This is a genomic window from Modestobacter sp. DSM 44400 (assembly GCF_900107175.1).
GTDB lineage: Bacteria > Actinomycetota > Actinomycetes > Mycobacteriales > Geodermatophilaceae > Modestobacter.
In genome coordinates this window covers 31,853-43,265 of record NZ_FNOZ01000006.1, presented here as the reverse complement: position 1 = coordinate 43,265, position 11,413 = coordinate 31,853, and the positions used below count along the sequence as shown (strand labels likewise).

Annotated in this window: 11 protein-coding genes; 3 read left to right on the top strand and 8 right to left on the bottom strand. The window is 73.9% G+C overall.

Features of this window, described 5'->3' with window-relative positions:
• Positions 1–45 precede the first annotated feature (45 nt).
• Positions 46–696 (top strand): asparaginase domain-containing protein, encoded by a 651-nt coding sequence (locus BLW04_RS06015; RefSeq protein WP_217630868.1) that lies wholly within the window; start codon positions 46–48, stop codon positions 694–696.
• 128 nt (positions 697–824) lie between these two features.
• Here the strand turns inward: BLW04_RS06015 and BLW04_RS06010 are convergent, their stop codons facing one another.
• Entirely contained in the window at positions 825–2,321 is a 1,497-nt protein-coding gene (locus tag BLW04_RS06010) for a phytoene desaturase family protein (protein ID WP_091537871.1), read from the bottom strand.
• Between the two features lie 142 nt (positions 2,322–2,463).
• Here BLW04_RS06010 and BLW04_RS06005 point away from each other — a divergent pair, with 142 nt between their 5' ends.
• On the top strand, positions 2,464–2,925 hold the full coding sequence (locus BLW04_RS06005; protein WP_217630867.1) for a DUF4383 domain-containing protein: 462 nt from the start codon (positions 2,464–2,466) through the stop codon (positions 2,923–2,925).
• Between the two features lie 75 nt (positions 2,926–3,000).
• On the opposite strand, the gene BLW04_RS06000 is transcribed toward BLW04_RS06005, so the two are convergent.
• The 5 genes from BLW04_RS06000 to BLW04_RS05980 all read right to left on the bottom strand — a co-directional run bounded on the left by BLW04_RS06000 (position 3,001) and on the right by BLW04_RS05980 (position 8,146).
• On the bottom strand, positions 3,001–3,501 hold the full coding sequence (locus BLW04_RS06000; RefSeq protein WP_091537870.1) for a GNAT family N-acetyltransferase: 501 nt from the start codon (positions 3,499–3,501) through the stop codon (positions 3,001–3,003).
• A gap of 23 nt (positions 3,502–3,524) precedes the next feature.
• Positions 3,525–5,066, bottom strand: a complete 1,542-nt coding sequence (locus tag BLW04_RS05995; RefSeq protein ID WP_175483915.1) for a DUF2252 domain-containing protein — start codon at positions 5,064–5,066, stop codon at positions 3,525–3,527.
• 89 nt (positions 5,067–5,155) lie between these two features.
• Positions 5,156–6,202, bottom strand: coding sequence for an ABC transporter permease subunit (locus BLW04_RS05990; RefSeq protein WP_091537869.1), 1,047 nt, complete (start codon positions 6,200–6,202; stop codon positions 5,156–5,158).
• On the bottom strand, positions 6,199–7,113 hold the full coding sequence (locus BLW04_RS05985) for an ABC transporter ATP-binding protein (protein WP_091537962.1): 915 nt from the start codon (positions 7,111–7,113) through the stop codon (positions 6,199–6,201). The genes BLW04_RS05990 and BLW04_RS05985 overlap by 4 nt, the downstream gene beginning before the upstream one ends.
• 166 nt (positions 7,114–7,279) lie before the next feature.
• Entirely contained in the window at positions 7,280–8,146 is an 867-nt protein-coding gene (locus BLW04_RS05980; RefSeq protein ID WP_091537868.1) for a polysaccharide deacetylase family protein, read from the bottom strand.
• A gap of 123 nt (positions 8,147–8,269) precedes the next feature.
• Between BLW04_RS05980 and BLW04_RS05975 the strand changes: the two genes are divergently transcribed.
• Entirely contained in the window at positions 8,270–9,256 is a 987-nt protein-coding gene (locus BLW04_RS05975) for an App1 family protein (protein ID WP_091537867.1), read from the top strand.
• Here BLW04_RS05975 and BLW04_RS05970 read toward each other — a convergent pair.
• Positions 9,205–10,299, bottom strand: coding sequence for an MsnO8 family LLM class oxidoreductase (locus tag BLW04_RS05970; protein ID WP_254781112.1), 1,095 nt, complete (start codon positions 10,297–10,299; stop codon positions 9,205–9,207). The two genes, BLW04_RS05975 and BLW04_RS05970, sit on opposite strands and share 52 nt — an antisense overlap.
• The gene (locus BLW04_RS05965; protein WP_091537866.1) at positions 10,272–11,405 is read right to left on the bottom strand and encodes a spore photoproduct lyase family protein; all 1,134 of its coding nucleotides are present in this window, start codon (positions 11,403–11,405) and stop codon (positions 10,272–10,274) included. The genes BLW04_RS05970 and BLW04_RS05965 overlap by 28 nt, the downstream gene beginning before the upstream one ends.
• Between the last annotated feature and the right edge of the window lie 8 nt (positions 11,406–11,413).

The following is an 11,413-nucleotide window of genomic DNA, read 5'->3' as shown; positions in this document are numbered from 1 at the left end:
CCTTCCCGATGTGGCCGGCGCCGTCCGGACGACAGCATTCTCGGCATGACTTCTGCACCGATCCAGGAGACGTCCTTCGCTCTCGATCTGCTGGTGGGCCGGAACCCGCCGGTGGTGGTCACCGGCGCCATGCGCAATCCGACCCTGGCCGGTCCGGACGGGCCGGCCAACCTCCTGGCGGCGGTCCAGGTGGCCGCGGCCCCAGCCGCCGCGGGGCTGGGCACCGTCGTCGTGGTCAACGACGAGGTGCACGCGGCGCGCTTCGTGCGCAAGACCCACACGTCCAACCCGGCCACCTTCCGCTCGGTCACCGCCGGCCCACTGGGCTGGCTCGTGGAGGGCCGTCCCCGGATAGCGTTCCGCCTGCCGGCGCTGGCGGGCGTCCCCTACGCGCTGGACGGCGGTGCGGTGCCGCCCGTCGCTCTGCTCACCTCTGTGCTCGGTGACGATTCCCGGCTGCTCGCGCACCTGGCGGCCTCGGGGTACGCGGGGCTGGTGCTGGAGGCCTTCGGCGGGGGCCACGTGCCTGCGCCCGTCGTCCCGGCGCTGGCCGAACTCGCCTCGCACCTGCCGGTCGTGCTGGCCTCCCGGACCGGTGGTGGGGAGGCGTTTGCGGCGCACCTACGGCTTCCCCGGGTCCGAGCGCAACCTGCTGTCCCGCGGGCTCATCCCGGCCGGGTTCCTCGACGGCCGTAAGGCCCGGATCCTGCTCAGCGTCCTGCTGGCCTCCAGTAGGGACCTGGCGGGCGTCCGGACCGCGTTCAAGGTGGTGAACGACTCCGTCTCGCTGCCGGACACCGCGCCGGCCGCCCGCTGACGACGGGTCAGGCCGGGCCGATCAGCCCCGCCACGATCTGTGCGGACAGGGTGACCAGCGGCAGTCCACCGCCCGGATGCGCGGAGCCGCCGACGAGGAAGAGGCCGGGCAGGGCGGCGGCGTTGCCGGGGCGCAGGAAGGCCGCCCGGGCGCCGTTGCTGGAGGTGCCGTAGATCGACCCACCGACGCTGCCGGTCTCCCGGGCCAGGTCGGCGGGGGTGCGCACCACCCGCCAGCGCATCCGGTCCCGGACGTCGAGCCCGCGGCGGGCCATCGTCGCGAGCACCGCGTCGGCGTGCCGGTCGGCCAGCCCGGGCGCCGTCCAGTCCACCCCCCGCCCGGGGTCGTGTCGCGGTGCGTTGACCAGCACGAAGCAGGACTCGCTGTGGGCGTCCGGGCGGGTGGCCGGGTCGTCGGGGGCGCTGACGTAGACGGCCGGGTCGGCCACCGGATGCGGCCGGTGGGTGCGGGTGCCGAAGAGCGCGTCGAACTCGGCGTCGTAGTCCGCGGGGAACAGCACGGTGTGGTGCGCCAGGCCAGGCGTCCGGCCGCGCAGCGCCAGCAGCAGCACGAACCCCGAGGACGACGGGGTGACCCGGCGCAGCGCGGCCCGGGCGCGGCGCACCGGCGCCTGGGCCGGGAGCAGGTCGCGGTACAGCGCGGCGGCGTCGGCGTTGCAGACCACCACGTCGGCGGGCACCCGTTCGCCGTCGGCCAGCCGCACCCCGGCGGCCCGACCGCCGCTGAGCAGGACCTCGACCACGGGTGCGTCGGTGCGCAGGGTCGCCCCCCGCTGCACCGCCCGGGCGGCCACCGCCTCGACCAGCCGGCGCAGCCCGCCGGGCACGTACCAGGACCCGAACGCCTGCTCGGCGTAGGGCACGGTGGCCAGCGCGGCAGGGGTGCGCCGCGGGTCGGAACCGGAGTAGGTGGCGTAGCGGTCCAGCAGCATCCGCAGCCGCGGGTCGGTCAGGTACCGCGCACCCAGCTGCCGCAGCGACAGCCACGGCGCGATGGTGGCCAGGTCGGAGGCATCCCGGGCCAGCCGCAGCAGCGTCGCCGGACCGGCGAGCGGGGAACGCAGGAAGGGCTCCTCGGTCACCCCCCACATCGTCGCGGCCCGCTCCAGGAGGGCCGACCACTGGGCGCCCGCGCCGCCGCCCAGGGCGTCGTCCAGGGCAGCCGGGACGGCGTCGAGCCGGCCGGGCATCGACAGCCGGATGCCGTCGGCGAAGCGATAACCGACCGCGGTGTCCAGCCGCCGCAGCTCCAGGACGTCGGACAGTGGTGCCCCGGTCGCAGCGAACAGCTCCTCGAGCACCTGCGGGAGGGTGATCAGGCTGGGGCCGGTGTCGAAGCCGTGGCCGTCGCGGGCGTACCAGCCGAGCTTGCCGCCGACCTGCGGAGCCTGCTCCAGGACGGTGACCGCGTGACCCGTCGCGGCCAGCCGGGCGGCCGCGGCCAGACCACCCAGCCCGGCGCCGACGACGACGACCCGGGCCACTCCGCCACGCTAGGGCACCCAGTGCTCACTCGAATGGGGGAGGGCCCGACTGTGGGCGATTGGAAAGCTCCCGTTCTGGGAATCGGGACCTGTGGGCGGGACAGCTTCCCCGTCGTCCGTCAGTGCCCTGGAGAGGAACGTCGTGTCGAACTACTCGGAGGCTGGCCGCGCGCCAGCCCACAACAACGACCTGCTGCGCATGGCCGCCCGCGTCGTCGGCGTGGTCTTCCTGCTGGTCGGTGTCCTCGGGTTCATCCCCGGCATCACGACCAACTACGGCGACATGAGCTTCGCCGGCCACGACTCGATGGCCCAGCTGCTTGGGGTCTTCCAGGTCTCGGTGCTGCACAACATCGTCCACCTGCTCTACGGCGTGGCTGGGATCGCCATGTCCCGCACCGACTCGAACGCTCGCGCGTACCTGATCGGCGGCGGGGTCATCTACCTGGTGCTGTGGATCTACGGGCTGGTGATCGACATGAACAGCGCCGCCAACTTCGTGCCGCTCAACACCGCCGACAACTGGCTGCACCTCGGGCTGGGGCTGGGCATGATCGGCCTGGGTGTCGCGCTGGCCCGTCGGCCCGCGGGTGCCACCCGCTGACCGACTGACCTGAGCGACGGACGGCCCCGCTCCGCACCCTGGTGGTGCGGAGCGGGGCCGTTCGTCTGACCGGGGTCAGCGGACCAGGCGGATCTCCGCGACGCCCGCCCACTCGCCATCCAGTTCGGTGCGGGCGCCATCGGGGGCGAAGCCGTTGCGCCGGTAGAAGGCGATCGCCCGCGGGTTCTGCTCGGCCACCCACAGCGAGGCCGGCCGGTCGCCCAGGACGGAGCCGAGGAGTGCCTGGCCCAGTCCGCCGCCATGCGCGGCGGCGCGCAGGTAGATCGTGGTCAGCTCCAGCGGGCGGACCGGCGGGTCGTCCCGGCTGGGGCTGATGGCGGCGGCGAATCCGACCACCGCCCCGTCGACGTCGGCGACGACCACCGTCTGGCCATGCGGGTCCTCCAGCACCCGCCGCCAGTTCGCGGCGAAGCGGCTCTCGTCGCGGCGGGCGAAGAAGGCCGGGGAGAGCAGACCGGTGTACGTCTCCCGCCAGCACGCGAGATGGCAGGTGCCGATGCCCCGGGCGTCGTCCGGCGTAGCCGTCCGGAGCGCGGCCGGGAATGCGGTACTCATGACCGGATCATCTCCCCGGCGCATCAGCGGTAGACGACGTCGACGCTCCGGAAGGCCCCCAGGGCGTGGTCGCGGACGAAGTGCCAGTGGTCGATGCGCACGCGTGCGGCGGCCTCCTCGGCGAAGCGCAGCATGTCGTCGACGAACAGGTCGTGGCCGCCGATGGCGTCCAGGATCGCCGGCTCGATGTCGTAGTCGATGTTCCCGGTGTCGTCGGACATGGCATGGGTGTGGGCCAGCACGCGGCCGCAGATCTCGGCGTAGTCCTTCCAGTCGCCGGTGGACAGGCTGCCCAGGCTGATGCCGTCGCGGTAGGGCGCCCGCTCCCGGACCATGAAGCTCATGCCCTCGAAGTCCAGGCTGCCGTAGAAGATGTCGCCGTCGACCAGATGCACCCGCTGGGCGTGCCGGATCCGGTCCGCCTTGCCGTCGACGACATAGTCCGTCGGGGGCACCAGGCCCGACAACGCGGACTGGCGGGCCTGCTTGATCTCCAGCAGCAGGTCGTCCGTGCCGTCGGCCTGGGGGCCTTCGACCAGCACGTAGTAGCGGCTCAACCCCAGCGACGCCGTCCCGGCGCCCTTGCGCTCGGCGACGTCCTTGACCCGCATCCGGCCGGCCCGCTCCGGCACGGCCAGCTGGTCGTCGGTGACGTAGCGGTCGATCAGGCCCTGGAACTCCTCCCGGCGGCTGCTGATCGGGATCAGCCGGTCGGTGGCGCGGAAGCCGCGCCGCGCGTCGTCGAGATAGTCCCCGGCGAGCCACTCGGCCCGGCTCCGGGCCAGGGCGCGCTCGATGAGGTCGGCGATCAGTGCCGGGGCGTTGTCCATCCGCAGTTGCTCGCCGGACTCGGTCCCGTCCGCGGCGTAGGAGGCGATCCCTCCGATGTAGCCGCGGACGAACCGCTCGGCGATCGCCCGCTGCTTCTTGCTCCCGTGCTCGCCCTTGGTCTCGGCGGCGAGCAGAAAGCCGACGGCGCCACGCTTGAGGTCCCAGGTGAAGGGCGCGTAATAGGCCTCGTCGAAGTCGTTGACGCCGAAGATCGGCACGTTGTCCGAGCTGGGCATCACCCCGAAGTTGCTCGGGTGGACGTCCCCGAGGGCCAGCACCGTGGGCATCCGCGCGTCCTCGCCGGCGAGGTCGCGGTAGAAGAGCAGGCTCGTGCCGCGGAAGAACGAGAAGAGCGAGCCGGCCAGTTTGTCGAACTTCTGCCGGGCCTCCACGTTGTGGCCGGCGATCCGGGTCTCGTGGTCCTCCCGCACGGTCTCCCGGACGTGCATCCGGCGATCGTTGCCGGTGAGCATCCGGGGGATCAGCACCATCTCACCCCGCGCGCGGGCCGCCGCCAGAGCCGTGAAGGCGTCGACCCGGGAGCCGACCTCCCGCCGTCCGTCCGCCCGCTTGGCGCCGGATTCCAGCTCCGCGGCGTCCGGCTGCGGCTGTTCCACCTGCAGTGCGGTCACCAGTTGTTGCTTGCTCATGCTCGTATGGCCGCTGATCCCGCGCTCCCGGGCACGGCGCAGGAGCTCGGTGCGGCTGGCGGGTGTGGGCGTGGTGGTGTCCATGGCTCCGCCCTACCCGGGGGCTGCCCCTGGGTCACCGGGACGGGCATCCAGTACCGCGTCCCCGTCTCCGGAGGTGGCTGTCGGCGTCCTCAGTGCAGATCCCGGCGGGCGAAGACGCCGACCCCGGCAGCCACGACGACGGCGGTGACCACGCACAGGAAGATGCCCGACTGCAGGTTTGCCAACACGTACTCCGGCGGTGACCAGCTGTTGTAGTCGGCGCCGTCCGGCGGGTTCCAGTCCAGGACCAGGCGCAGCCCACCCGGCACCAGCAGTCCCGCCGCGTCGTTGGTCAGCAGCCACGGCTGCCAGATCGGGCTCAGCGCGCGCACCGCGGTCTCCAGGACGGCGAAGTACACGAAGCCGATACCCAGTGCCGCCCCGGTGTTGCGGGTCAGGTTGGTCAGCCCGAAGCCGAGCAGCCCGGCGAGCACCGCGAGCAGCAGCCCCCGACCCTGGGTGCCCAGCAGCTCGGGCCAGAAGCCGTCGGGCAGGGCGGCGCCGTCGCCGACGGCGGACTGGAGCCCTCCGGCGGTGGCCAGCCACGCCACGTGCGCCACGACCCCGAGCACCACGCAGGCTACGGCCACGACAGCGGCCTTCGCCAGCATGACCCGGCCGCGCCGCGGCTCCCAGAACAGCATGGCCACCATCGACCGGGTCGACCACTCCGCGCCGACGAACGTCGCACCGATGAGGAAGGTCAGCACGGCGGTCGCGGCGCTGACCGCGACCGCTCCGCCGGTGCCGAACTCGCCGAGGGAGAACGGCCGCGGGTTCAGGAAGTCCTCCACCCGCAGGTCCGAGGCCTGCAGCGGCGGCCCGCACTGGAGGTCGGCGTCCACGCCCGCCGGGCGGGTCGGGTCGTCCAGGCACTGCTGGCGGAACTGCTCCTGCTCGTCGACGACGTCCTGCACACTCGCCCGGGCCTCGGCCAGGCGCTCCGGGGTCACCGACCCGAACTGGGTCAGGGCGAGGAGGACCGCGCCGATCCAGCCCAGGACGGCGAGCAGCAGGAGCACCCGGATGAACCGTCGGGACACGAAGCGGTGTGCCTCGGCCCGCAGCAGGCCGCCGAAGCCGCCGGCGGGGGCGGGGTCGGCCACGGTGGGCCGGGCGGGTGCGACGGTGGTCATGCCGGCTCCGCCGTGAGCTCGAGGAAGGCGCTCTCCAGGTCGGCGGTCACCGGGGTCAGTTCCTCCAGGTAGTGACCGTGCTCGGCGAGCACCCGGGTGATCTCGCCCGGCGCGGGGACGGCGTGCACCAGCAGCCCGCCGTCGGCCGGGCTGACCGCGAACCCGGCTGCGGTGAGAACGGCCGCCGCCTCGGCGAGGTGCGGAACGCGCACGCGCACGTCCCCGGACGAGCGGCTGGCCAGCACCTGACCGACCGGCCCGGTCACGACCCGCCGGCCCCGGGCCATGATCGACACGTGGTCGCAGACCTGCTCGATCTCGACCAGCAGGTGCGAGGAGAGCAGCACCGTGGTCGAGCCGTCGCGGCCGAGTCTGCGGATGAGCTCCCGGACGTCCCGAATGCCGGCGGGGTCCAGGCCGTTGCTCGGCTCGTCCAGGACGAGCAGCCGGGGGGATTTGAGCAGGGCGGCGGCGATGCCCAGCCGCTGTTTCATGCCCAGCGAGTAGCCCTTGACCCGGTCCTCGGCCCGGTCGGTGAGGTCGACGAGGGCAAGCACCTCGTCGACCCGGGTGTAGGGCAGGCCGGCGATGTCGGCGAGCAGCCGGAGGTTGAGCCGACCGGAGAAGCCGGGGAAGAACAGCGGGGTCTCGACGAGGGCGCCGACGCTGCCGATCACCTGCGGCAGGGCGGCGGGGACGGGCCGGTCCAGCAGCCGTACCTCGCCCGCGTCCGGCCGGATCAGGCCCAGCAGCACCCGGATGGTCGTGGTCTTGCCCGACCCGTTGGGGCCGAGGAAGCCGTGCACCCCGCCGGCCTCGACGACCAGGTCCAGCCCGTCGAGGGCACGCTGCGGCGGCCGGCCACGCCGGCGGTAGGTCTTGGACACCCCGTGCATCTCCACGGCTGGCACCGGGGCCTCCTGGCTGCGGACGGACTGGAGGAGCACCGTGGCACAGCTGACGCCCAGGCAACACCACCCACGCCGCGCTCGCCGTCCGGGCCGCCGCTGCAGGCGTTCTCAGTCCAGGTCCCGGTAGGCGAAGACGGCGACCGGTCCCACTTCCCGGTGCCTCCGATCAGAAGTCGGCGTCGAGGTGGCCGAGCAGCGCCGGGCCGTCCCAGGTCGGCGGCGGCATCACCCGGCGGATCGTCAGCATCGGGTAGTCGGGATCGGTGGCGTCGGCGAGCTGGAACGCCGCCCGGTAGCCCGCAGCCGCCACATGCGCCAGGGTCTCGGGCGACCAGACGCCGTAGGGGTAGGCCATCAGGTCCACCGGGTGTCCGAGGATCTCGGCCAGGTCGGCCGCCGGCTGGTCGAGTTGCTGCGGCCACTGGTCGCCGGAGATCCGGTCCAGGCGCTGGTGGTCCCAGGTGTGTGCGCCGATCGTCATGCCGGCCCGTTCCAGCTCGCGGAGCTGGTCGCGGCTGAGCCAGTCCGGTTTGTCGAGCACCACGGTCATCGGGAAGAAGACGGCCGGGAAGCCCAGCTCGGCCAACACCGGCAGGGCGACCGTGGCATGGGTGGCCGACCCGTCGTCGAAGCTGAGCAGCAGGGCGCGCTCGGGCAGCGGAGTGCCGAATCGCAGGTGGTCGATCAGGTCCGGCGCGGAAACCGGCGTCCAGCCGCCGTCCCGGATCGCCAGCAGCTGATTTCGGAAGACGTCGGGCGGGGTGATGAGCGTGCGGGCGTAGGCGCTGTCGTCGGCGCGGAACTCGCGCAGCTGGTGGAAACAGAGGACCGGCACGTTCGACCGGGCCAGGATCTCCGCCACGGTCCCCTCGGTCGGTGGCGCGCTGGAGGTCGGGCTGGCTACCGGGCTCGGCGCAGTGGACGGCGGCGGCGTCGGGCTCGAACCGGTGGACAGCGCCGGCGTCGCCGACCGGGTCGTGCAGCCGGCCAGGAACAGTGCGCCGCCGGCGGCCAGGAAGTCACGTCTGCGCATGCAGCGACAGTCGCTCACCACCGGGGCTCCCGCAAGGAGCCGCTCCGATCGTCCATCGGGGCTGGGTCGGCCGGGAAGGGGCGCGGCGGACGTCGCCGCGCCGATGGCTGGCAGGCTGGGCGGATGGTCTCGCTGCCCGGGCTCGCCCGCCGTGCGGACGACGCGGTGCGGGGCACACTTTCCCGGGTCGCCCGCCGCCGTGGCTGGACGCCGGCGGTGCTCGCCCACCCCGGCTACGGCAGCGGGGGCCGGGTGCGGGTGCTGGGCCGGGTGCTGCTCGCCCCGCCGTCGGCGCACCCTGAGCAGCGCCGCGCGCTGCCGGGCTGGCAACGGTTCCTGACCCTGGAGAGCCCGCGCACCGACGTCGGGGTGGAGATCGGCGGTTCCCACGTCGTGGTGCGCAGCGACGCCGACGGGCTGGTGGACATCACCCTCGATCTGCCGCCGGGGGTCGCCGAGGCGGCGCGGGACCGCGGGCAGCTGCCCGTCGTCCTCCGCGCCGGGACCCGGTCGGCCACCGCACCGGTGCACCTGGCCTCACCGGACGCGGCCCGCGGCGTGGTCTGCGACATCGACGACACGGTGCTGGTCACCGGGATCGCCACGCCGCTGCGTGCGGCCTGGCGCACGTTCGTCCAGCCGATGGGCGAGCGGTCCGCAGTCCCCGGCATGGCCGAGCTGCTGCGCCTGCTCACCGCCGGTGCCCCGCACGTGCCGGTCGTGTACCTGAGCAACGGGCCGTGGAATCTGGCGGGTCCGCTCGCGGTATTCCTCGAGCGCAGCGGCTTCCCGCCGGGCGCGCTGCTGCTCACCGACTGGGGCCCGAGCGCGAGCCGCTGGTTCCGGGATGGCCAGGCGCACAAGCGGGCCGCGCTGCAACGGCTGGCCGCCGACCTGCCCGGGGTGCGCTGGACGCTGGTGGGCGACACCGGCGAGCACGACCCGGAGCTCTACCGCGAGTTCGCCACCGCCGCGCCGGCCCGGGTCCGCGCCGTCCTGCTGCGCGATGTCACCTCGGGTGAGCCGCGGGTCGAGCGGATCGGGGATGTGCCGGTCGTCTACGGCCGGGACGGCGCGAGCCTGTCCGCGGCGCTGCCCCCGCCGGACTGACCTGCCCCGCCGCGGCCCAACAGCGCGGCCAGCGCCGCATCGGAATCGGCGAGCGCCGCGCGGTCGTAGGTGCTGCTGGAGGTGACGAGCTCGGCGGCGCCGGTGCGGGTCAGCAGTTCGCCGAGCCGCTCGGCGACCTGGCCCGGCGTCCCGGCGATCGCCGCCGCGGTCGTCTCCGCCACGTACCGGCGCTGCACCGCGGTCCTGGCGTGTGCCCGGATCACGGCCACCGGCTCCAGCGGCGGGAAGACGCCGGTGGTGCGTGCCTGGGCCATCGCCCACGCCTCGGGGAGCACCAGGTCCCGGGCCTGCTCCTCGGTGTCGGCGACCAGCACGTCCAGGCTGATCGCCACCCGCGGCTCGGGGGCCTCGGCCGAGGGCCGGTAGTCGTCGCGGTAGCGCGCGAGCGCGGCCAGCCCCGGGGCGGGGTCGCCGGCCACGCCCAGCAGCGGCCCGCCGACGATCACCGGCAGCCCCAGCTCGGCGGCCACGGTGAGCCCCCGTCCGGTGGCCAGTACGTGCACCGGGACGGCGCCGGCCGGGCGCGGGTGGGCGATGATCTCCGCCGTCCCGGCCAGGTGGGCACGCACCTCGGCGAGGTCGGCGGCGAAGTCGCGGATCCGGTCCGAGCGCAGCGCCCGGCGCACCGGGGCGGTGAAGCCGGGGGAGCGGCCCAGGCCCAGGTCGACGCGGCCGGGCGCGAACGCGGACAGGGTGGCGAACTGCTCGGCGACGATCAGCGGCTGGTGGTGCGGCAGCATCACGCCGGCCGAGCCCAGCCGGATGGTCGACGTCCGCGCGCTGACCGCGGCGAGCAGTACCGCGGGCGCCGCACCGGCGATGCCCGGGACGCCGTGGTGCTCGGCCACCCAGAACCGGTCGTAGCCCAGCTGCTCGGCGGCGGCCGCGCGCGCGACCGTGCTGTGCAGCGCGGTCGCGTCGTCCTCGCCCGCGCGGGTGCGCGACCGGTCCAGCAGGGAGAGCGCGGCGGAGGTCTCCATCGGGGTCCAGTCCATCAGAACGCGTACCGGACCGTCAGCCACGGGGCGTGCTCGCCGATCAGTGCCCGGATGCGGACCACCGCCGCGCGCTTGACGTCGGCCCGGTACCGGACGTTGTCCTGTCCGTTCTGCGAGCGCTTGGCCTCCTGCACGTCCGGGCGCCAGAGCACCTCCTCGGCCTGCGGGTGCCAGCCCAGGTTGACCTCGTGCAGGCCGGCGTTGTGGGTGAGCAGGATGACCTCGGCGGCGGCCTGGGCCTTCGTCGCGGGGGACAGGACGTCGTCCAGCTGCTGCAGCAGTGCCGTCCAGTCGGCCTGCCAGCCCTCCCGCAGAACCACCGGGGAGAGGTTCAGGTGCACCTCGTAGCCGGCGTCGACGAAGTCGTCGACCGCGGCGATCCGCTCCTCCACCCGGCTGGTGCGCACGTCGAGCAGCCGGGCGTCGCGGTCGGGCATCACCGAGAACCGGATGCGGGTGCGCTCGGCCGGGTCGAGGTCGAGCAGCTGCCGGTTGACGTACTTGGTGGCGAAGGACGCCTTGGCCGTCGGCAGGTCGCGGAAGGTGGCGACCAGGTCGGCGACGTTGTCGCTGACCAGCGCGTCGACCGAGCAGTCGCCGTTCTTGCCGATGTCGTAGACCCAGGCGGCCGGGTCGACCTGGTCGGGTTCGGTCTTGGGCCCCTGCCGGGCGACGTGCCGGCGCAGGTAGCCGGTGATCTGGTCGATGTTGGTGAACACGGTGATCGGGTTGGCGTAGCCCTTGCGCCGCGGGACATAGCAGTAGGCGCAAGCCATCGCGCAGCCGTTCGCGGTCGAGGGCGCGATGAAGTCCGCCGATCGGCCGTTGGGCCGGGCCGACAGCGACTTCTTGACCCCCAGGACCAGCGTCTCGGACTTCACCCGCACCCAGCGGTCGACGTTGCCCTCGTTGCCGTGCAGGTCGGGCACCTGCCAGTGCGAGGGCACCTCGACGACCTCGGCGGCCGGGAAGCGGGCCAGCACCTGCTGGCCGCGGGGGGAGGCCGCGGCGCCGGGCTCGGCGTAGACCCGCCGGACGTCGAAGAGCCGGTTGACCACGGGGGCCTCGGCGGCGACCGGCTCTTCGACCGGGTCGTCGAAGAGGGTGAGGGGCGAGTCGGCAGGGGCCACAGCCGGTA

Coding starts and splice junctions, on each gene's coding strand:
- BLW04_RS05975 (WP_091537867.1), top strand. CDS start 8,270: ATGGTCTCGCTGCCCGGGCTCGCCCGCCGTGCGGACGACGCGGTGCGG.
- BLW04_RS06000 (WP_091537870.1), bottom strand. CDS start 3,501: ATGAGTACCGCATTCCCGGCCGCGCTCCGGACGGCTACGCCGGACGAC.
- BLW04_RS06015 (WP_217630868.1), top strand. CDS start 46: ATGACTTCTGCACCGATCCAGGAGACGTCCTTCGCTCTCGATCTGCTG.
- BLW04_RS05990 (WP_091537869.1), bottom strand. CDS start 6,202: ATGACCACCGTCGCACCCGCCCGGCCCACCGTGGCCGACCCCGCCCCC.
- BLW04_RS05995 (WP_175483915.1), bottom strand. CDS start 5,066: ATGGACACCACCACGCCCACACCCGCCAGCCGCACCGAGCTCCTGCGC.
- BLW04_RS05980 (WP_091537868.1), bottom strand. CDS start 8,146: ATGCGCAGACGTGACTTCCTGGCCGCCGGCGGCGCACTGTTCCTGGCC.